Origin of the sequence: Flagellimonas chongwuensis (assembly GCF_013376415.1) — a bacterium.
Classification (GTDB): Bacteria; Bacteroidota; Bacteroidia; order Flavobacteriales; family Flavobacteriaceae; genus Flagellimonas; species Flagellimonas chongwuensis.
In genome coordinates, this window is record NZ_WYET01000004.1 from 540,769 (window position 1) to 561,333 (window position 20,565).

Sequence of the window (20,565 nt, forward strand, 5' to 3'; positions counted from 1 at the left end):
GTACCAAAAATAAAAAACGCCCTCGAAAAGCATCGAGAGCGTCCATATATTTCGTTAAAAAGTACGACCTACTCGGCCTCCTTCGTATCTTCTTTCTTGAACTTCTTGTATTTGTTCTTGAATTTGTCAATTCTACCAGCAGTATCGACCAATTTAGTCTTACCGGTATAGTAAGGGTGAGAAGTTCTTGAAATTTCCAATTTTACCAAAGGGTATTCAACACCATCAACCTCGATGGTCTCTTTTGCTTCGGCAGTGGACTTGGTAAGGAACACATCATCGTTGGACATGTCTTTAAAAGCAACCAATCTATAGTTTTCTGGGTGTATATCTTTTCTCATCGTCTTAAATGCTTAATCTCAGAATTTTCAGGGTGCAAATTTAATGATTTCTTTGAGACCTCCAACTTAAAATCACTAAAAAAATAAAGTTAAATTTATATGTAACAAAAATAAGCAATCTATAACTAACCTTCTATAAGCAACACTAATTTTAAAAATCATGGAAGAACAACAACCAAAAACTGGAAAATTTGCACTGAACTATGGACTATTGTTAGGTCTAATTTCCGTCGTGTTCGGCGTAATGCTCTACACTCAAAAAATGCACTACGAGACAAATGCGGCGGTAGTAGTCATCTCTATTGTCATCTTAGCCGCTATTATTTTTGTCGCCGTCAATGCCTTTAAAAAAGCAAATGGTGGGTATTTGACAATTTCGGAAGCTTTAAAAGTGGGCGTGGGAGTTGCCCTGGTTGGCGCCATAATTACTTTGCTCTATCAATTTGTGCTCACCAACTTTATAGAGCCCGACTTTATGGACAAGGCCATGGAACTTGCCAAACCAAAAGCTATGGCGCAAAACCCGAATATGACCGAAGAGCAATGGGAACAAGGCGTGGAAATGCAAAAAGGTTTTGCTTGGATCCAATATCCAGTTATTTTGATAATGAACACGGTACTAGGTCTGATTTTAGGTTTGATTACCGGTTTGATCTTGAAAAAGTCCAAAGCGGAATACTAAAACAAAAAATGCTACTTTTGGAGGGAATTCCAGAATCGAACAATGCAGATTTCCATTGTAATTCCTTTACTCAACGAGCAAGAATCGCTTAAAGAACTACATGATTGGATTGTACAAGTAATGCAATCCAATCATTTTTCTTACGAGGTTATTTTTATTGATGATGGTAGTACCGACACATCTTGGGAAACCATTTTGGAGCTATCCAATATCAACAAAAACGTAAAAGCTATCCGTTTCCTCAAGAACTATGGAAAATCGCAAGCGCTCCACGCCGGCTTTAAAAGTGCCGAAGGTGAGGTAGTAATTACTATGGATGCCGATCTACAGGACAATCCCGAAGAGATTCCCGAACTGTATCGAATGATCGCACAAGAAAGGCACCATGTAGTATCAGGCTGGAAAAAGAAACGCTACGATTCCGTCATCACCAAAAATATACCGTCAAAGCTATTCAATTGGGCTGCTCGGAAAACATCCGGGGTAAAATTGCACGACTTTAATTGCGGTCTAAAAGCTTTTGACAACAAAGTAGTAAAGACCATCGAGGTTTCGGGTGAAATGCACCGATACATTCCCGTTTTGGCCAAAAATGCAGGTTTCTCCAATATTTCTGAAAAAGTGGTACAGCACCAAGCCAGAAAGTATGGCTCCACCAAATTCGGAGCAGAGCGTTTCATCAACGGATTTTTGGACCTGATCACCATTTGGTTTGTATCCAAATTCGGCCGAAGGCCCATGCACCTCTTTGGCGCTTGGGGTGTTCTTATGTTTATGGTAGGGTTCGGATTCGCCCTTTATTTAGGTATAGACAAGCTCTTTTTAAACCCTTTGGGTCGCTTGATAACCCAACGTCCCCAATTCTATATTTCATTGACCGCTATGATTATCGGAACCCAATTGTTCTTGGCGGGTTTTCTTGGAGAAATCATGGTACGTTCCCGAAAAAATGACACCCGATACAATATCTCCGACAAAATTAATCTTTAAGCACCAACAAACCTTTTAAAGTTTGTATTTTTAAGCATCTAAACAACGATAAGCACTATGGATTCCATTACCAAAACAGCGCAATCTTGGTTGACTGATTTTTTTGATGAAGACACCAAAAAGGAAATCAAGCATTTGATAGACAATGACACCGAAGAACTTAAAGAACGTTTTTATAAGGATTTGGAGTTCGGTACCGGTGGCATGCGCGGTGTTATGGGCGTTGGAACCAATAGGATCAATAAATACACCTTGGGAAAGAACACTCAAGGACTCAGTAATTACCTTAAAAAATCGTACACCGACGACGATATCAGGGTTGTCATTGCCTATGATTGCAGACATAACTCCAAAACCTTGGCAAAAACGGTGGCAGAAGTATTCTCCGCCAATGGAATTCGAGTTTATTTGTTTTCGGATTTAAGAACTACGCCAGAACTTTCTTTTGCCGTAAAGCATATTGGATGCCACGCAGGAATCGTATTGACGGCATCCCATAATCCCCCAGAATACAATGGTTACAAAGTATACTGGGCCGATGGCGGCCAGATTGTGCCTCCGCAGGATGGTGAGATTATTGCCGAAATCAACTCCCTTTCTTTTGAGGACATCAAATTTGATAAAAATGAAAGTCTCATCCACTCAATTGATAGGGATGTGGACGATGCCTTTTTTGAAGCTTCGGTAAAGAACGGTAGTTTTGATGCCAAGGGGAAAGACGATTTTAAAATCGTTTTCACCTCCTTGCACGGGACCTCTATCACTGCAATTCCAGAAGTATTGAAGAGGGCCGGCTATAAAAATGTTACCATTATAGAGGAGCAGGCCAAGCCAAACGGAGACTTCCCAACTGTGGAATCACCCAATCCCGAAGAGCCAGAAGCCTTGTCCATGGCCATTGCCAAAGCGGAGGAAATTGGTGCCGATATGGTAGTGGGCACCGACCCTGATAGCGACCGTTTGGGCATTGCTGTTCGTAACCTCGAGGGCAAAATGGAGCTTTTGAACGGGAATCAGACCATGGTACTTATGACGAAGTTCTTGTTGGATCAATACAAGGAAAAAGGATTTAAGGGTAACGAATTTATTGCCACAACCATTGTTTCTACTCCCATGATGCAGCAAATGGCAAAATCCTACGGGGTTGAGTTCAAAACAGCATTGACCGGGTTTAAATGGATCGGTAAAATGATCAAGGACTTCCCTAACTCTACCTTTATTGGAGGTGGAGAAGAAAGTTTTGGATATATGGTCGGGGATTTTGTGCGCGACAAAGACGCAGTGACCTCTACCCTATTGGCCTGTGAAATCGCCGCAAACGCAAAGGCAAACGGTAGTTCTTTCTACAAAGATTTGATTGATGCTTATGTGGATTTCGGTTTCTACAAAGAAAAGTTGATATCCCTCACCAAAAAAGGAATGAGCGGTGCGGAGGAAATCAAACAGATGTTGAAGGACTTCAAAGAAAACCCCGTGGATACCGTTCAAGGCTCAAAACTATTGTACATTGAAGATTACAATACTTCCATTGTTAAAAATGTACAGACCGGTGAAGAGTTCACACTTCATTTACCTAAATCGAACGTTTTGATCTACGAAACAGAAGATGGGACCCGAATTGCAGCTAGACCCAGCGGAACAGAACCAAAGGTGAAGTTCTATATCAGTACAAATGCAAAATTGGACAAGGCAGCGGATTATAAATCCGTAAATTCGCAGTTGGAAACCAAAATAGAAGGTATCCTATCTGAGCTGAATTTATAGTGAATGAACTACTTTAAAAAGATTCTCCTGTTTGCGAAACCATATCGCAGATACGGTATTCTGAATATTTTCTTTAATATTCTATATGCATTGTTCAGTGCGTTGTCCTATGCTGCACTTATTCCAATGCTCAATGTTCTTTTTGATAAGACCAAGCAAGTAAATCAACCTCCAACGTACGAAGGCATTGGCAAGCTAAAGGATTATTTTGAAGGATACATGAACTATCAAGTGACTCAACTTTCAGGTGAAGACCCCATGAAGGGGCTTTTGCTGGCGGTGGGATTGATACTTTTTTTGTTTCTCTTTAAGAATATCTTCAATTATATGGCGATGTACTTTATCACCTTTTTACGCAATGGTGTGCTCAAGGATATCCGCAACAAGATGTACCAAAAAATCGTAGACCTTCCTATCTCCTATTTTTCAGAGAAAAAGAAAGGAGACGTAATTGCAAGGATCACCTCGGATGTTCTGGAAATACAGCACTCCTTCCTCTCTATTCTAGAGTTGATCGTGCGTGAGCCCCTGACTATTCTTTTTACAATTATAGTGATGTTCATCATCAGTGTGAAACTCACCATTTTTGTGTTCATTTTTATTCCAATTGCAGGAATGATCATTTCACGTATCGGAAAATCACTGAAGAAAAAATCGGATAGGGTACAAAAAGAGCAAGGCGAATTTCTATCCATAGTCGAAGAAACTTTGGGCGGACTTCGCGTCATCAAGGCATTTAATGCGGAATCCAAGTTCTACGGTACTTTTAAGAATTCCACATCTCGGTTTTTTAGGTTCTCAAATTCTTTATTGAACCGCCAGAACCTATCATCGCCAACAAGTGAATTCCTTGGAATTGTGGTCTTTGGAGTCCTTCTCTGGTTTGGAGGGCGAATGGTACTTTTAGAAGGAAGCTTGGATGCTGCATCATTTATTTCCTATATGGGATTAGCATTCAATATCTTGACTCCTGCAAAAGCCATCAGCAAGGCATCTTATGCCGTTAAAAAAGGGAATTCAGCCGCCGAAAGGGTTCTTGAGATACTTGAATCTGAAAATCCTATCAAGGATATTGATGGAGCCAATGAAAAAATGGATTTCAACTCTGGCGTAGAACTCAAAAACATATCCTTCAAATACGAAAATGATTATGTCCTGAAAGACTTCAACCTAAAGGTTGACAAGGGCAAAACTATCGCCTTGGTAGGCCAGTCCGGTAGTGGTAAAAGTACCGTGGCCAATTTGGTGACTCGTTTCTACGACGTCAACAAAGGGGAAATCCTGATTGATGGCACCAACATCAAAAACATCACGAAGAAATCACTACGTGGACTCATGGGATTGGTCACCCAAGACTCCATTCTTTTTAACGACACCGTAAAGAACAACATAGCTCTAGGCAAGGAAAACACCTCGATGGACGAAATTATGGAGGCCGCCAAAGTAGCCAATGCACACGATTTTATCATGGATTTGCCCAATGGCTACGAAACCAATATTGGTGACAGCGGAAACAAATTGAGTGGCGGACAAAAACAACGCCTTTCCATCGCTAGGGCGGTACTCAAAAATCCACCCATTATGATTTTGGACGAGGCCACTTCTGCCCTTGACACCGAAAGCGAACGATTGGTACAAGATGCGTTGGAAAATATGATGAAGAACAGAACCTCCATTGTTATAGCTCACCGTTTGTCCACTATCCAAAATGCCGATACCATTGTAGTAATGAACAAGGGTGAAATTGTAGAACAGGGCACTCACGACGAATTGATGAAGTCAGCCAAAAACTATAAAAAATTGGTGGAGATGCAGTCCTTTTCTTCATAAAGTGCAGGCTTACTGCTTACTGAAAATTAAACCTTTTCACCTTACCTTAGTCTAAGCATCAAACAACAAGAACATTGATTGCTGAGGAAACCTTAGTCCAAGAACTACAAAAAGAAGAAAGTCGAGCAAAGGCATTTGAAGTGTTGGTGAATACTTACAAAGAACGCTTGTATTGGCATATTCGAAGGATAGTGCTAGACCACGACGATACGGACGATGTACTTCAAAATACCTTTATAAAAGTTTACAGAAACATCGACAAATTTAAAGGCGACAGCAAACTCTATTCTTGGATGTACCGGATTGCCACCAACGAATCTTTGACATTTTTGAAACAGAAATCGAAAAAATTGGGGTTGAGCGACCAAGAACTAAAAGAGCGGATGGTAGAAAACCTTCAGGCCGATGTATATTTTGAAGGTGACGAGATTCAACTCAAATTACAAAAGGCGCTGGCAACGCTTCCGGACAAACAAAAGTTAGTATTCACCATGAAGTATTTTCAGGAAATGAAGTACAAGGATATTGCGGTAGCCCTGGATACCTCCGAAGGTGCCTTAAAAGCGTCTTACCACTTGGCAGTAAAAAAAATAGAAACGTACCTCAAAGAAAATTAAACCTTTGGCTAAATTAGAAGTCATACCACAGTAATGAAAAAGGATAAAAAAAATAGTTTTAACACTCCGGAAGGCTACTTTGAGAGCTTTAATGACCGTCTGATGGACAAAATCAAAGCGGAAGAAGCTCATGAAAATGGTGGCATTATCCCAAAGACTGATGGTTTTGCAGTTCCCGATGGCTATTTTGACCAAGTTGAATCTAGTATCCTTTCCAAAACTTCCCGAAAAGAAGTCAAGGTTATTCCGCTTATATCAAATAGAAACTTTTATTATTCTGTTGCCGCCATAGCTGCCATTTTTATATTGATTTTTAATATCACTGGAAACCCGACCTCCGAACCCATCACGTTTGATGATTTGGCCAATGCCGAGATAGAAGCTTATTTGGAAAATACTGAATTTGAAATGACCTCTTACGAAATTGCCGCAGTTGTTTCTTTGGAAGAAGTTGAACTGAACGATATTTTGGTCGATGACTTGGAAGATGACATTATTCTGGAATATTTGGATGAGTATGTGGATGACATTGAAGAATTAAATTTAGAATACCCTGATTATGAATAAGAAAGCACTTGCACTTTATATTTTATTGTTCGGTACCTTTTTGGCTCATGCACAAGGACCAGTTCGAGACCGCATTAAGACCCTTAAAGTGGCATTTATTACGGAGCACGTAGGTTTAACCTCGAAGGAAGCCCAAGAATTTTGGCCCATCTATAACGATCATGAAGAAATCATGGAGGATATCCGTAGAAAAGAGCGTGCAGAGTTGCGTAACAATATTGCCAATGCACAAGAACTCTCCACTAACGAATCTGAACAATTATTGGACAACCTTATCGCCCTACAATTCAATAAACAAAAGGCGGAACAAGAGTTTTTATCCAAACTACGAACAGTAATCCCCGCCAAAAAAGTACTTTTATTGGTCAAGGCCGAGGAAGACTTTAAAAGACAGATGATTCAACAGTTCCGCAAACGGCGCGGAAGAGATTGATTAATTACATGAATAAGTATAAAATATAGGAAGCCTTCGGGCTTCTTTTTTTTGATTAAACCTTTTTAATTGGGTGTGGTCTTATTACTAGAAACCATCAAAATCCAATGTTATGAAACAAATGAAAACATTTTTGGTTATCGCTGCCTTCTTGGGAACTGTACTTGGCGCCCAATCGCAGACAAGAACTGTAGTAAGGGTGTATCCAAAACAGGGTACCGTGGTTAGAACGGTTTCTAACCCAAGAGTTATTGTTCACAAGAAAACCAGCTTTTACTACGCCGATGGTGTTTGGTACAAGGCCCGTGGAAAAAGATATGTAGTTACGGCCGCTCCACTTGGGATTAGAGTAAAAACCTTGCCACGAGGTAGTAAAATAGTATATAGAAATGGAAGAAGGTTGTACCAATACCAAGGTACTTGGTACAAGAGAAGCGGCAACCACTACATAGTGGTAAGCGTATAGTTTTTGATTGATTTGTTTTTAGTTAGTTTGAAAGCGGTGAGTGCATCACCGCTTTTTTATTTAAAATCCAATTTGGCTATCCGTTTACTTCCCGCTGCAAACGCCGTGGAATCGTTTAAAAAGCGAATGCTAAAGAAAGGTTCCTCGCTCATTTGCTTCCAGGTCTCACCTCCATCTGAAGAATATGAGATTCCGGTAAAACCAATCGCGACCAACGCTTCCCCGTTTGAATTGGGCACATATTGCACACAACTTTTATAGCCCGGTTCTTGACCATCTGCAACCAATTTCCATGTTTTACCACCATCCGTTGTTTTTATCTTGTTGCCCTTATTAGATTCTGGCGCTGTATAATCGCCTCCTATGGCAAAACCAGTATTCTCATCAAAAAAGGCCATGGAATAAATGCCTTGGGTAGGTTCGCCCGAAATTATCGGGGTCTCCTGTATTTCCCAAGTCGTGCCCTTATCGCTAGAAAAATAAATTCTACCTTCCGTAGTACCAATCCAAACCTTATCCCCTTGTATAGCTATGTTACTATTACTGGCAGCAAAAGCACCTTCTCCTTCAATACCTTCCGGTAAATCGGAACATGCCAATTTGGTCCAAGTAACGCCCCCATCTCTTGTAATTATGATAGAAAGACAACCATCTACCGTATCGCCCACGGCAATACCTTCGGTATCGTTCCAAAAGGCAAGACTGTCATAAAAAACACCTTCCCCCTCTTCTGTATAAACCAATTCCATTTGTCCATTGTCACCGGTCTTGTACAATAATGCAGGGCTTTCAACGGAAAGCATAAAAAAATCTTCAGAAGTTCCACCTACAGCCCTAAAACTTGGTGCAATGGAATCGTGATATTTAGTGCTGGTTCTAACTTGTCCAGAATTCACATCTACCGTTCCATACACTCCATTACTACCTGCAAAGGCCAATGTTCTACCATCTAAAAATGTGATGGCACGTACACTTACGGAATCTTTATAAACGGGGGTCACGTCTACAGATTGAAAAACTTGTTTTTTAGGCTCTTGGGAGCAAGACGCCAGAATCAAAATGGTTAAAAGGGCAAGAATCGACCTCATCGTATTTATTTTCTTCAAAAGTACGGAGAAATCATACCTTTGCAACCTTATTTTATATGATGCGTTTACACAGGAACTTGGTATTTGCCGTAATTGATGCCCTTCACATGATTTTTAACGAAGGGGAATATGCCGATAAGGTGATAGAAAAAGTATTGCGCTACGATAAGCGTTGGGGCTCTCGAGACCGTGGCTTTATCGCCGAGACCACATACGATATTGTTCGATGGAAACGCCTCTATTCAGAAATCACTGAGGTTCACGAACCGTATAGCAGGGAACATTTATTCCGACTCTTTGGTGTTTGGTGCGTTCTTAGAGGTATTCGCATTCCAGATTGGAAACAATTGGAAGGCACACCAGAACGCCGCATTAAAGGTAGATTCGATGAACTTTCTAAAATTCGAAAAATAAGGGAATCCGTGCCGGATTGGATGGATGAACTCGGTGAAAAATCGTTGGGTGCCGAACTTTGGACCAAAGAGCTTGCCGCCCAAAATCAACAGGCCGATGTAATTTTACGCACCAATACATTAAAGGTCCCAAAACCCCAATTAAAATCCTTTTTGGCCAAGGAGGAAATTGCCACAGAATTTATTGAAGGCTACCCCGATGCCCTAAAACTAGTGGAACGCCAGAATGTTTTCGTAACAGAAGCGTTCAAAGATGGGCTGTTTGAAGTACAAGATGCCTCTTCGCAATTGGTAGCGCCTTTTTTAGAAGTGGAACCTGGACAACGTGTGGTGGATGCCTGTGCCGGTGCGGGAGGAAAATCCCTTCACTTAGCGTCACAAATGCAGAACAAAGGGCAGTTGATTGCTTTGGATATTTATGAAAGTAAATTGAAAAAACTTAAGAAGCGAGCCAGAAGAAACGGCGTGCATAATGTGGAAACCCGGGTAATCGACTCCAACAAAGTCATCAAAAAACTCCATAACAGTGCCGATAGGGTTTTATTGGATGCCCCCTGCTCCGGTTTGGGCGTCATCAAAAGAAACCCCGATTCCAAATGGAAACTGGAACCTGAGTTTGTGGACCGAATTATGGGTGTACAGCAAGATATCCTTCAGAACTACAGTAAAATGGTCAAAAAAGGGGGGCAAATGGTCTACGCCACCTGCTCCATTCTTCCACAAGAAAATTCAGAACAGGTCAAAACATTTTTGTCATCAGAGAATGGCAAAGAGTTTGAATTTGTCAGGGAAAGAAACGTTTTTGCTTCGGAAACTGGTTTTGATGGCTTCTATATGGCACTCTTAAAGAGGAAGTAAAAGTGTACTTTTTAAACCCCAACCAGATTTAGGCTACAACAATCATAGATTAGGCTACATAACTTCCCTCTACTAAGGGCAACTTTGCCGTGTCAATTCATAACAACAAAAATTCTAAGAAAATGGACACAAAAAAAGTATGGTTGGTCACTGGTGCATCAAAAGGGCTAGGGCTTGTTTTGGTGAAAACCTTATTACATCAAGGTTATTCGGTTGCAGCTACCTCTAGAAGTTTAGCAAATCTTAGCGAAGCTGTCGGTAGTTCGAAAAGATTCCTACCTATCCAAATGGACCTTATGAACGAGGAAAGTGTGGAAGATGGTATTTCCAAAGCAATTGAAACTTTTGGCCAGCTTGATGTTATTGTAAACAATGCAGGCTACGGACAGAATGGTACACTGGAAGAAATTTCAGACGAGGAAGCACGACAGAATTTCGATGTGAATGTGTTTGGTCTTTTAAATGTTATCCGTAAATCCATGCCACAACTTAGGTCGCAAGGATCGGGGCATATTTTCAATATTGCATCCGTCGCAGGAATCGTAGGAAGTTTTCCCGGTTTTGGTATCTATTGCGCGACCAAATTTGCAGTTGTAGGTCTTACGGAGGCTTTATCGGTGGAGGCAAGCCCGTTCGGAATCAAAACAACTTTGGTGTATCCCGGTTATTTTAGAACTGAATTTCTTTCTGACGATTCATTAAAACTGGCACGTAACCGTATGGACGTTTATGCCCAAGCTCGTGAATCTGAGCGTATGCACAAAGAAGAGATTGCCGGAAACCAGTTGGGAGATCCTGAAAAGGCTGCTGAAGCACTAATAACCATGGCAGAAAGTGAAGAACCAGCTTTACACTTGTTTTTGGGGAGCGATGCTTATGGCATGGCAAATGAAAAGTTGAAAACCTTGGCAGACGCACTGGAAGCCAATAAAGAGTTGAGCTATTCTACCGATTTTAAAAACTAGTTTGTAATTTAAAACGGGCAAGGTCCTGCCTTGCCCTTAAATTAGCATTGAAGATGAATACATTTCAAACCTTGAGCGAGTTCCATAAGTTTTGTGCACTTCCAAATCCAGAACATCCTCTGATTAGCCTAATAGACTATGGGCAGGTTAATTATCAAACCATAGAAAGTCAAATTACATGGATGCAAAGCTTTTACAGCATTGGTTTAAAACGTGATATACAGGCCAAAGTGAGATACGGCCAGCAGGAGTTTGATTTTGATGAGGGACTGCTATCCTTTATAGCTCCAAGGCAGGTTCTTCAGTTTGAAATGTTACCGACGGAGAAAAAGCCTTCAGGTTGGCTATTGTTGGTTCATCCCGATTTTTTGTGGAACACCCCCTTGGCCAAGACCATTAAGAACTATGAGTTTTTTGGATATGCCATAAACGAAGCCTTATTTCTTTCGGACAAAGAAGAACGTACCATAACCGACATTTTACTAAATATTCAACATGAGTATAGGTCCAATATCGACAAGTTCAGTCAAAATATCATCATAGCACAAATAGAACTATTGCTCAATTATGCCGAACGATACTATCAAAGACAATTTCTTACCAGAAAAATCAATAACCACGAGATTTTGGTTCGGTTGGAGCATCTTCTCGACAGCTATTTCAACGGAGAAGAAGCCATCAACAAAGGAATTCCGTCCGTCCAATTTATAGCCGACAGCCTACATGTTTCTTCAAGTTACCTAAGTAGCTTACTAAAAGTGCTAACAGGCCTGAGTACCCAACAACACATACACGAAAAACTTATTGAGATAGCTAAAGAGAAATTATCTACCACACAACTTTCTATAGGTGAGATAGCCTATACTTTAGGATTTGAGCATTCACAATCCTTCAGCAAACTTTTCAAGACAAAGACCAACCTATCCCCAATGGCTTTCAGGGCTTCGTTCAATTAATTGCCCCAAAATGGATGCTGTTCGAGAAATTTGTACAATTTGTATTGAACTCCTTTCGCAGGAATGACATCAATTAATGGCTCTAAACTGTCATTATAAAGAAGTGCAAAGACTGAAGATTGTATTTTGTCCCATTTGCCGGATTTGTCACATCGAGCGCAGTCGAGATGTTTTTAGGTTCTCGACTCCGCTCGAACTAACAAAGAATTAATTATTCTTTCACCATAGGATATTCTACCCCCAACTGCTCCAAATAGCTATCGTATTTCGTTTCATCGTAGTAGAACTCCTCCAAAGCGGGTCGGAACATATCTTGCTTGTCCTTGTTTAAGAAGGTCGGGGGCATATCATCCGCAGAAATCATAGGCTCATATTTGGTTTCCTTGGTCTGCTCATTGTTGAAATAATCCCATGCTTGGGTCAACAGCTCTGGCTTCAGCAAGAAATCCATAATGGTCATAGCCTCTGCTTTGGCTCCTGCAGTTGCCCCTTTATGAGCAATCGGCGTTGCCATGGCAATGGCATTGGCCCAGTGATGTCCAGGCAGTCCAGGGATGTTGGACGGGAAGCGCATGGTTACCGTAGGTACTTTCCAAGAAATATCACCGATATCGTCGGACCCACCGCTAACAGGTTCTGTAACAGGTAACCCAATTTCAGAAAGCTCCGTGGGCAGTCCTTCTATTTCACGTGATTTCACTTCGGTTTGTACGGCTTTCGCAAGTTCTTGGTCAGCTTCGGTCCAAGTAGGCAACCCTACGCTTTTGATATTTTCGTACATGGTCTCGGCTATAACTTTGTTATAGTGCCTTGGCCATGCCGTACCCAATACTCTTGATGTCATCGTAGTACCCGTCATCATGGCCGCGCCTTTGGCAATATCGTTCGCCTCGGCATACATCTCCATAATCCCTTCGTAGGAAACATCTCTAAAATAATACCAGATTCCAGCTTTGGAAGGGACTACATTGGGCTGGTCTCCAGCGTCCGTGAAGATAGAATGCGAACGCTTCAACGGATGTAAATGCTCCCTTTTATAGTTCCATCCCACATTCATAAGCTCTGCAGCATCCAATGCGCTACGACCTCGCCAAGGAGCTCCTGCGGAATGTGCGGCTTCACCTTCGAACATATATTCTACGGAAATCAGTCCAGTCCCTCGGGTGGGTCCCCAGGATACACTCAAATTACTGCTCACGTGGGTAAAAATGCACATATCTATTTTGTCAAAAAGTCCGTCGCGTACATACCATGCTTTCGCGGCTACCAATTCTTCGGCAATGCCAGGCCATAAAATCAAAGTGCCTCCGATTCCCTCTTTCTCCATCACCTCTTTTACGGCCAATGCCGAGGTAATGTTTAAGGGAATACCTGCATTATGTCCCTCGCCATGTCCAGGTGCGCCCTCAACCAAGGGTTTATGGTAGGCTACCCCAGGGGTTTGCGATGCTTTCGGTATACAGTCCACATCACTGCCCAAAGCTATAACAGGACCATCCCCATTGCTCCACGTGGCAAACCAAGCTGTGGGAATATTGGAAATGGAATGTTCGATGGTAAAACCATTTTCTTCCAGAATTCCAGTGAGGTATTTTGAGCTTTCCTCTTCTTGAAATCCCAGTTCGGCAAAACTAAAGATTTTATCCACCATTACCTGCGTTTGCTTTTTATTGGCTTCCACTAGGGCTTCAACTTCTGCCTTAAATTTTTTGATTTGACTTTTGGAGTACTTTTTCTGTGCTGATGATGTGAATACACCCGCGAACAGCATCATCCCGAAGAACAGGATTTTGATTGTTTTCATAAGGTTGGTTTTGAGTTAGCTATTATTCTTCTAATATAAGGAAAACTACCTCAATGAGTTTAGTGTAAAAGACGCTATAGTCACACTTTTGGGGATTTGATAAAAATATACTTCCGATTTTTTCAACCAAATAAGCTATCAACATAGGTTAGTTAACAAAACAGCTCTGCAGTAGGATGAATTACGGCACAAAATCGTATTTTTGCACTTTCTTAAACCGTTCAACTCAAAGATTGTATGATCCATTTTTTTGGGGACAAGGCTACCAAGGTTTTTGCCGTCCAAACCGCTCAGGAAATCACTCAGGAAGACACTAATAAACTGACTTGGTTGTTTGGCAACCAGCCTAAGATTGAAGCGGCGTCCCTAGACGCCTTTTTTGTTGGGCCACGGGCTGCAATGGTTACTCCTTGGAGTACGAACGCCACTGAAATTACCCAGAATATGGGGGTTGAAGGAATTGTTCGGATTGAAGAGTTTCATGCGGTTGAAAAAGATTATACCGACTTTGACCCCATGCTTTCCCAGAAATATACATCACTCGGACAGGATATTTTCACCATTGACATTGTTCCAGAATCCATTAAAGAAATCGATGATATTGGTTCTTATAATGAAAAAGAAGGATTGGCATTGAGTAAAGAAGAGGTTGCTTATCTCGAAGGACTTGCCACCAAATTGGGGCGCAAGTTGACGGATTCCGAAGTCTTCGGGTTCAGTCAGGTAAATTCTGAGCACTGCAGGCACAAAATTTTCAATGGAACTTTTGTGATTGATGGAGAAGAAAAGCCCTCTTCCCTATTCAAATTGATCAAAAAAACCTCCGAAGCGCATCCAAACGATATTGTTTCGGCTTATAAAGATAATGTGGCCTTCATCAAAGGTCCAAAAGCAATACAGTTTGCACCCAAAAGTGCGGACAAACCTGATTTCTACGAAGAAAAAGAATTTGATTCTGTGCTATCCTTAAAAGCGGAAACCCATAACTTCCCAACAACTGTGGAACCTTTCAATGGAGCTGCCACTGGTTCAGGAGGAGAGATTCGTGATCGTTTAGCAGGAGGAAAAGGGTCCCTGCCTTTGGCAGGAACTGCGGTTTACATGACTTCCTACTCCCGTTTGGAGGAAAATCGTCCATGGGAAAAGGGAATGAAAGAAAGGGATTGGTTGTACCAAACCCCAATGGACATTCTCATTAAAGCATCCAATGGCGCATCCGACTTCGGGAACAAATTCGGACAACCCTTGATCGCTGGTTCTGTTTTGACGTTTGAGCATCAAGAAGAAGCACGTAAATTAGGATTCGATAAAGTAATCATGATGGCCGGGGGTATCGGGTATGGTAAAACTGACCAGGCACTAAAGGATACGCCGAGCAAGGGGGACAGAATAGTTGTTCTTGGTGGTGATAACTACCGTATTGGTATGGGAGGAGCTGCTGTATCCAGTGCGGATACTGGGGAGTTTAGCTCTGCCATTGAGTTGAATGCGGTGCAACGTTCCAACCCCGAAATGCAAAAAAGAGCTTCAAATGCCGTTCGTGGATTGTTTGAAAGTCATGATAACCCTATTGTTTCCATTCACGATCACGGTGCTGGTGGACACTTGAACTGTCTGTCGGAATTGGTAGAAGAAACAGGAGGAACCATCGATACAGATAAATTGCCCGTTGGTGACCCAACACTGTCAAAAAAAGAATTGATTGGGAACGAATCCCAGGAACGAATGGGACTGGTAATCGGTGAAAAAGATTTGAACCTATTGGACCGAATCTCGGCCCGTGAGCGTGCGCCTATGTACAATGTGGGCGAGGTGACCGGTGACCATACTTTTAAATTCACTTCAGGTAAAACCGGTGAAACTCCGATGAACTTGGAACTTTCCGATATGTTCGGAAGCTCCCCAAAAACCATAATGGCCGATAAAACGGCACAGCAAAAATATCCGGCACTCTCCTATTCTTTGGAACACTTCCACGATTATTTGGAGCAAGTACTTCAGTTAGAGGCCGTAGCCAGCAAAGATTGGTTGACCAACAAAGTGGACCGTTGTGTGGGAGGGCGCGTAGCCAAGCAACAATGTGCAGGACCACTGCAGTTACCTTTAAACAACTGTGGTGTGATGGCCCTCGACTTTAAAGGCAAGGAAGGTCTAGCCACCAGTATAGGGCACTCCCCTGTCTCAGCTTTGATTGACCCTGTCGCAGGAAGCCGAAATAGTGTTGCAGAATCTTTGACCAATATTGTTTGGGCACCTTTGAAAGACGGATTAAAGTCTGTTTCCCTATCAGCGAACTGGATGTGGCCCTGTAGAAACGAAGGGGAAGATGCCCGTTTGTACTCGGCAGTTGAGTCTTTATCGGAGTTTGTAATTGATTTGGGCATTAATGTGCCTACCGGAAAGGATTCACTTTCCATGAAACAAAAATATAAGGACGGTGATGTATTATCTCCCGGCACGGTGATTATTTCTGCCGCGGGTAATTGTAGCGACATCAACCAAGTAGTTGAGCCTGTTTTACAGAAAGGTGGTGGGGATATCTATTACATCAACTTATCTAAAGACAATCACAAATTGGGAGGCTCTTCCTTTGCACAGATATTAAACGGTATTGGTGATGAAGCTCCTTCTGTATTGGATGCAGGTTATTTAAAGACTGCTTTCAATACTTTACAGAATTTAATCAAGGATGGTCAAATTTTAGCTGGTCACGATGTAGCTTCAGGAGGTTTGATTACTACACTCTTGGAGCTTTGCTTTGCTGATAATGATTTGGGTGCCAATTTGGATTTGTCCGACATCGGCGAACAGGATATCATCAAACTATTGTTCTCTGAAAATATAGGTGTTGTTTTCCAAGCCAAAGATGATTCAGTGGAAAATGAATTGAAATCTGCGGGTGTTGAATTTGCTAAAATCGGTATTCCATCATCAGAAAGCACATTGAAAATCAAAAATAAAGGCATTGAAATAGGCTTGAATATTGCCACATTGCGAGACACTTGGTTCAAAACGTCTTATTTGTTGGACAACAAACAGACCGCCAATGGTTTGGCCAAGGACCGTTACGATAATTATAAAGAGCAGCCGTTAGAATACAGTTTTCCATCAGAATTCAGTGGTGCTCTGCCAGAAACCCCAAAAGTAAACAGACCCAAAGCGGCCATCCTACGGGAGAAAGGAAGCAACTCGGAACGTGAAATGGCAAATGCTATGTACCTAGCCGGCTTTGATGTGAAGGACGTTCACATGACAGACCTCATCTCAGGAAGAGAAACCTTGGAAGATATCCAATTTATCGGTGCCGTTGGTGGATTCTCCAACTCCGATGTTTTGGGAAGTGCCAAAGGTTGGGCCGGCGCCTTTAAATACAACGAAAAGGCCAATAAGGCCCTAAAAGATTTCTTTGCCAGACCTGATACGTTATCCGTAGGTATTTGTAACGGTTGCCAGTTGTTCATGGAATTGGACCTTATTAACCCGGAACACGGAACACATGGCAGAATGACCTATAACGACTCGCATAAACACGAAAGTAATTTTACCTCGGTTAAAGTTCAAGAAAACAACTCGGTAATGCTTTCTAATCTAGCAGGCAGCACATTGGGTGTTTGGATCAGTCATGGTGAAGGAAAGTTCAGTTTGCCTCACGCTGAGAATCAATACGACATCGTGGCCAAATACGGCTACGAAGGCTATCCTGCAAATCCAAACGGAAGTGATTACAATACAGCTATGCTCTGCGACAAAACGGGAAGGCATTTGGTGACCATGCCGCACATTGAGCGCTCTACATTCCCTTGGAACTGGGCACACTATCCAAAGGATAGAACAGATGCGGTATCACCTTGGTTGCAAGCCTTTGTGAACGCAAGAGTTTGGTTGGAAAACAAATAATATGATCATAAGGCAAGCTAAAATAGAAGATGTACCTCTTATCGTGGAAATGCTTGCCAATGATGAATTGGGCAAACTTCGGGAAGATTTTCAAAATCCGCTTCCGGAAAAATACTACGATGCATTTGATAATATTGAAGGGGACCCAAATCAAGAACTGGTGGTTATGGAGGATACCGGACTTGTAATCGGAACACTTCAACTTAGTTTTATTCAATATCTCACCTATCAAGGCGGTATTCGCGCTCAAATTGAAGCTGTACGGGTTCATGAAGATTATCGGGGCGAAGGCATTGGAAAAGAGTTGTTCCTGTGGGCCATAGAACGTTCAAAAGAAAAAGGTGCGCATGTGGTACAATTGACCACCGACAAAAAAAGACCTGATGCCCTCAAGTTTTACAAAGCACTAGGTTTTCAAGATTCACACGAGGGTATGAAATTGCATATTCAATAAAATTACCAAAGAATTATGCTTTTTTTTGAATAACTCGTTTTAAAATACGGTTCTCTTTCCCTAATTTGCATTCGCTATACACATAACTTACTATGCAAACTGTTACCCGATTATTTGATTTCCCATACTATCAACTTGAAAAATACCCCTTAGAAAAATCATTGGTCACCAAAAGTGACGGTACTTGGATTGCCACATCTACCCAAGAGTATATTGACAAAGCCAATGCTATAAGTAGAGCATTGCTTCGGATGGGTGTGAAGCCAAATGACAAAATTGCGGTAATCTCTATGACGAATCGCACCGAATGGAACGTAGTTGATATAGGAATTCTACAGGTCGGAGCCCAGAATGTACCCATTTATCCGACCATTGCGGAAGAAGACTATGAATATATTCTGAACCACTCCGAGGCAAAACTATGTTTTGTTTCCTGTGATGAAGTTCTGGAGAAAGTCCAGGCAATACAATCAAAAGTGGAAAACCTGAAAGATGTCTACTCTTTTGACCAGCTCAACAACTGTAAAAACTGGTCGGAAATATTAGAATTGGGTGCTGATGCGTCCAACCAAGATCAGGTCGAAGAAATTAAAAAAAGTGTAAAACCGGATGACCTAGCTACCTTGATTTACACTTCGGGTACTACTGGTCGTCCCAAAGGAGTTATGCTCTCCCATAACAACATTGTTTCCAACGTGGTATCCAGTAAAGTAAGGGTTCCCTTTGATACAGATGGAGTAGCATTGAGCTTTTTGCCCGTCTGCCATATTTTTGAACGCATGATATTGTATTTGTACCAATATTGCGGCGTTCAAATCCATTTTGCGGAAGGGTTGGACAAGATAAGCGACAACGTGAAAGAAGTGAAACCTACGGTAATGACCGTGGTTCCACGACTGTTAGAAAAGGTATACGATGCCATTATTGCCAAAGGAGCATTGCTTTCCGGTATTAAAAAGAAATTGTTTTTCTGGGCCGTGGAAGTAGGACTCAAATTTGAACCTTACGGGGCCAACGGCTGGTGGTACGAGACCAAACTTGGCATAGCCAGAAAATTGATTTTCAGTAAATGGAGAGAAGGATTGGGCGGAAACCTGTCCGTAATGGTATCCGGTAGTGCAGCCTTGCAACCCAGACTTGCCAGAGTTTTTGCCGCTGCTGAAATGCCTGTGATGGAAGGGTACGGACTTACGGAGACATCACCCGTGATCGCAGTGAACGACCAACGCAATAAAGGTTGGAAAATCGGCACTGTAGGCAAAATGATTGATGATGTCGAAGTGAAAATTGCAGAAGACGGTGAGATTCTTTGTAAAGGTCCAAATGTGATGATGGGCTACTACAAAAACCCAGAGAAAACTGCAGAAGTGATGACGGGCGCCTATTTCCATACGGGAGATATTGGTGAGATTGATGCAGAGGGCTTTTTGCGCATTACCGATCGTAAAAAAGAAATGTTCAAGACCTCCGGCGGAAAATATGTGGCTCCGCAATTATTGGAAAACCGTTTTAAACAATCAAGGTTCATTGAACAAATTATGGTTATAGGTGAAGGTGAAAAAATGCCTGCTGCACTTATCCAGCCCAACTTCGAATTTGTTAAGGAATGGGCCAAGCGACATAATATTGAATTGGGTTCCAATGAAGAATTGGTCAAAAACGAGAAGGTAATCGCACGTATGCAGGAAGAAGTGGATTGGGCCAACCAAGAATTTGCCAAGTGGGAAAAAGTAAAACAATTTAGGTTAACACCAGATGTGTGGGGTGTAGAAGAAGGCCACCTTACCCCTACCATGAAACTAAAACGCAAACCCGTTAAGGAAATGTACATTGATTTGTACAATGATATTTATGAGCATTAATCAACAGATTGTAAATTTTAAAAAGCCTGCTACTTGCAGGTTTTTTTTTGCAATTAATTAATCTAAATTTATTATGCATGCATAATAAATTTTTATATATTTGAGAATACCAAACAAGTTCTATGAAAGATTTGACCATTGATCACGCCCTGAGGGCAACCTGGCAAGCTGTTAGCAAAATGTACAATGAGGAAGCAAAAAACTACGGGCTTACAATGGCCATTGGATTTACCTTATTGAGCATTGCCCCAAAAGGAGGTACACCAAGTACCACTTTGGGACCTAAAATGGGAATGGAAGCAACAAGTTTGTCCAGAATATTAAAGAATATTGAAGAAAGAGGATACATAGAGCGTAAGCGCAACCCCAAGGATGGCAGAGGCGTGCTAATCTTTTTGACCCCACTTGGTCTGGAAAAAAGGGAAGAATCCAAAGCAGTGGTACTGCGTTTCAATGAAGTAGTCAAAGAGAACACCACTCAAGACGATTTGGTGGGTTTCTTTAAGATAATCGACATCATCAATAAGCTTATTACTGATAAAAAAATCTATACAAAAACAACTAATAATTAAATTACA

General features: G+C 41.7%; 18 protein-coding genes. 15 read left to right on the plus strand and 3 right to left on the minus strand.

Going from position 1 to position 20,565, the window contains the following annotated elements:
* Positions 1-68 precede the first annotated feature (68 nt).
* Entirely contained in the window at positions 69-341 is a 273-nt protein-coding gene (locus tag GUA46_RS09560; protein ID WP_176620298.1) for a type B 50S ribosomal protein L31, read from the minus strand.
* A gap of 160 nt (positions 342-501) precedes the next feature.
* On the opposite strand from GUA46_RS09560, the gene GUA46_RS09565 reads away from it, so the two are divergent.
* From GUA46_RS09565 to GUA46_RS09600, 8 genes are all read left to right on the plus strand, one after another.
* Positions 502-1,023, plus strand: coding sequence for a DUF4199 domain-containing protein (locus GUA46_RS09565; RefSeq protein ID WP_176620299.1), 522 nt, complete (start codon positions 502-504; stop codon positions 1,021-1,023).
* Positions 1,024-1,065: 42 nt separating this feature from the next.
* The gene (locus tag GUA46_RS09570; protein ID WP_108244609.1) at positions 1,066-2,013 is read left to right on the plus strand and encodes a glycosyltransferase family 2 protein; all 948 of its coding nucleotides are present in this window, start codon (positions 1,066-1,068) and stop codon (positions 2,011-2,013) included.
* Between the two features lie 57 nt (positions 2,014-2,070).
* Positions 2,071-3,777 carry a phospho-sugar mutase gene (locus GUA46_RS09575; RefSeq protein WP_176620300.1) on the plus strand — a complete coding sequence of 569 codons (1,707 nt, stop codon included), beginning with the start codon at positions 2,071-2,073 and terminating at the stop codon, positions 3,775-3,777.
* A 3-nt stretch (positions 3,778-3,780) separates the two neighbouring features.
* Positions 3,781-5,607 carry an ABC transporter ATP-binding protein gene (locus tag GUA46_RS09580; RefSeq protein WP_176620301.1) on the plus strand — a complete coding sequence of 609 codons (1,827 nt, stop codon included), beginning with the start codon at positions 3,781-3,783 and terminating at the stop codon, positions 5,605-5,607.
* A 74-nt stretch (positions 5,608-5,681) separates the two neighbouring features.
* Entirely contained in the window at positions 5,682-6,224 is a 543-nt protein-coding gene (locus GUA46_RS09585) for an RNA polymerase sigma factor (protein WP_108244606.1), read from the plus strand.
* Positions 6,225-6,257: 33 nt separating this feature from the next.
* Positions 6,258-6,791: a hypothetical protein gene (locus GUA46_RS09590; protein ID WP_176620302.1), complete on the plus strand. Its 534-nt coding sequence runs from the start codon at positions 6,258-6,260 to the stop codon at positions 6,789-6,791.
* Positions 6,784-7,224, plus strand: coding sequence for a hypothetical protein (locus GUA46_RS09595; RefSeq protein WP_108244604.1), 441 nt, complete (start codon positions 6,784-6,786; stop codon positions 7,222-7,224). Before GUA46_RS09590 ends, GUA46_RS09595 begins: the two co-directional genes overlap by 8 nt.
* A 112-nt stretch (positions 7,225-7,336) precedes the next feature.
* Positions 7,337-7,690, plus strand: a complete 354-nt coding sequence (locus GUA46_RS09600; RefSeq protein WP_176620303.1) for a DUF6515 family protein — start codon at positions 7,337-7,339, stop codon at positions 7,688-7,690.
* A gap of 56 nt (positions 7,691-7,746) precedes the next feature.
* On the opposite strand, the gene GUA46_RS09605 is transcribed toward GUA46_RS09600, so the two are convergent.
* On the minus strand, positions 7,747-8,778 hold the full coding sequence (locus GUA46_RS09605; RefSeq protein ID WP_176620304.1) for a WD40/YVTN/BNR-like repeat-containing protein: 1,032 nt from the start codon (positions 8,776-8,778) through the stop codon (positions 7,747-7,749).
* 59 nt (positions 8,779-8,837) lie between these two features.
* Here GUA46_RS09605 and GUA46_RS09610 point away from each other — a divergent pair, with 59 nt between their 5' ends.
* From GUA46_RS09610 to GUA46_RS09620, 3 genes are all read left to right on the plus strand, one after another.
* A complete protein-coding gene (locus GUA46_RS09610) occupies positions 8,838-10,049 on the plus strand; it encodes an RsmB/NOP family class I SAM-dependent RNA methyltransferase (protein ID WP_176620735.1) in 1,212 nt (403 codons plus the stop codon).
* Between the two features lie 122 nt (positions 10,050-10,171).
* Positions 10,172-11,014 carry an SDR family NAD(P)-dependent oxidoreductase gene (locus tag GUA46_RS09615; protein ID WP_176620305.1) on the plus strand — a complete coding sequence of 281 codons (843 nt, stop codon included), beginning with the start codon at positions 10,172-10,174 and terminating at the stop codon, positions 11,012-11,014.
* Positions 11,015-11,067: 53 nt separating this feature from the next.
* Positions 11,068-11,970 carry a helix-turn-helix domain-containing protein gene (locus tag GUA46_RS09620; protein WP_176620306.1) on the plus strand — a complete coding sequence of 301 codons (903 nt, stop codon included), beginning with the start codon at positions 11,068-11,070 and terminating at the stop codon, positions 11,968-11,970.
* A gap of 211 nt (positions 11,971-12,181) precedes the next feature.
* Here GUA46_RS09620 and GUA46_RS09625 read toward each other — a convergent pair whose 3' ends face one another.
* Complete coding sequence (locus tag GUA46_RS09625; protein ID WP_176620307.1) at positions 12,182-13,774, minus strand: amidohydrolase; 1,593 nt, start codon at positions 13,772-13,774, stop codon at positions 12,182-12,184.
* A 237-nt stretch (positions 13,775-14,011) separates the two neighbouring features.
* On the opposite strand from GUA46_RS09625, the gene purL reads away from it, so the two are divergent.
* From purL to GUA46_RS09645, 4 genes are all read left to right on the plus strand, one after another.
* The gene (purL, locus tag GUA46_RS09630) at positions 14,012-17,671 is read left to right on the plus strand and encodes a phosphoribosylformylglycinamidine synthase (protein WP_176620308.1); all 3,660 of its coding nucleotides are present in this window, start codon (positions 14,012-14,014) and stop codon (positions 17,669-17,671) included.
* 1 nt (position 17,672) lies between these two features.
* Positions 17,673-18,125: a GNAT family N-acetyltransferase gene (locus GUA46_RS09635; RefSeq protein ID WP_176620309.1), complete on the plus strand. Its 453-nt coding sequence runs from the start codon at positions 17,673-17,675 to the stop codon at positions 18,123-18,125.
* 92 nt (positions 18,126-18,217) lie between these two features.
* On the plus strand, positions 18,218-19,987 hold the full coding sequence (locus GUA46_RS09640) for an AMP-dependent synthetase/ligase (RefSeq protein ID WP_176620310.1): 1,770 nt from the start codon (positions 18,218-18,220) through the stop codon (positions 19,985-19,987).
* 122 nt (positions 19,988-20,109) lie between these two features.
* Positions 20,110-20,559 (plus strand): MarR family winged helix-turn-helix transcriptional regulator, encoded by a 450-nt coding sequence (locus GUA46_RS09645; protein ID WP_176620311.1) that lies wholly within the window; start codon positions 20,110-20,112, stop codon positions 20,557-20,559.
* Positions 20,560-20,565: the final 6 nt, after the last annotated feature.

Excerpts from the sequence above, each read along its gene's own strand:
- GUA46_RS09560 (WP_176620298.1), bottom strand. The coding sequence starts at position 341 with ATGAGAAAAGATATACACCCAGAAAACTATAGATTGGTTGCTTTTAAA.
- GUA46_RS09565 (WP_176620299.1), top strand. The coding sequence starts at position 502 with ATGGAAGAACAACAACCAAAAACTGGAAAATTTGCACTGAACTATGGA.
- GUA46_RS09570 (WP_108244609.1), top strand. The coding sequence starts at position 1,066 with ATGCAGATTTCCATTGTAATTCCTTTACTCAACGAGCAAGAATCGCTT.
- GUA46_RS09575 (WP_176620300.1), top strand. The coding sequence starts at position 2,071 with ATGGATTCCATTACCAAAACAGCGCAATCTTGGTTGACTGATTTTTTT.
- GUA46_RS09580 (WP_176620301.1), top strand. The coding sequence starts at position 3,781 with ATGAACTACTTTAAAAAGATTCTCCTGTTTGCGAAACCATATCGCAGA.
- GUA46_RS09590 (WP_176620302.1), top strand. The coding sequence starts at position 6,258 with ATGAAAAAGGATAAAAAAAATAGTTTTAACACTCCGGAAGGCTACTTT.
- GUA46_RS09595 (WP_108244604.1), top strand. The coding sequence starts at position 6,784 with ATGAATAAGAAAGCACTTGCACTTTATATTTTATTGTTCGGTACCTTT.
- GUA46_RS09600 (WP_176620303.1), top strand. The coding sequence starts at position 7,337 with ATGAAACAAATGAAAACATTTTTGGTTATCGCTGCCTTCTTGGGAACT.
- GUA46_RS09605 (WP_176620304.1), bottom strand. The coding sequence starts at position 8,778 with ATGAGGTCGATTCTTGCCCTTTTAACCATTTTGATTCTGGCGTCTTGC.
- GUA46_RS09610 (WP_176620735.1), top strand. The coding sequence starts at position 8,838 with ATGCGTTTACACAGGAACTTGGTATTTGCCGTAATTGATGCCCTTCAC.
- GUA46_RS09615 (WP_176620305.1), top strand. The coding sequence starts at position 10,172 with ATGGACACAAAAAAAGTATGGTTGGTCACTGGTGCATCAAAAGGGCTA.
- GUA46_RS09620 (WP_176620306.1), top strand. The coding sequence starts at position 11,068 with ATGAATACATTTCAAACCTTGAGCGAGTTCCATAAGTTTTGTGCACTT.
- GUA46_RS09625 (WP_176620307.1), bottom strand. The coding sequence starts at position 13,774 with ATGAAAACAATCAAAATCCTGTTCTTCGGGATGATGCTGTTCGCGGGT.
- purL (WP_176620308.1), top strand. The coding sequence starts at position 14,012 with ATGATCCATTTTTTTGGGGACAAGGCTACCAAGGTTTTTGCCGTCCAA.
- GUA46_RS09635 (WP_176620309.1), top strand. The coding sequence starts at position 17,673 with ATGATCATAAGGCAAGCTAAAATAGAAGATGTACCTCTTATCGTGGAA.
- GUA46_RS09640 (WP_176620310.1), top strand. The coding sequence starts at position 18,218 with ATGCAAACTGTTACCCGATTATTTGATTTCCCATACTATCAACTTGAA.
- GUA46_RS09645 (WP_176620311.1), top strand. The coding sequence starts at position 20,110 with ATGAAAGATTTGACCATTGATCACGCCCTGAGGGCAACCTGGCAAGCT.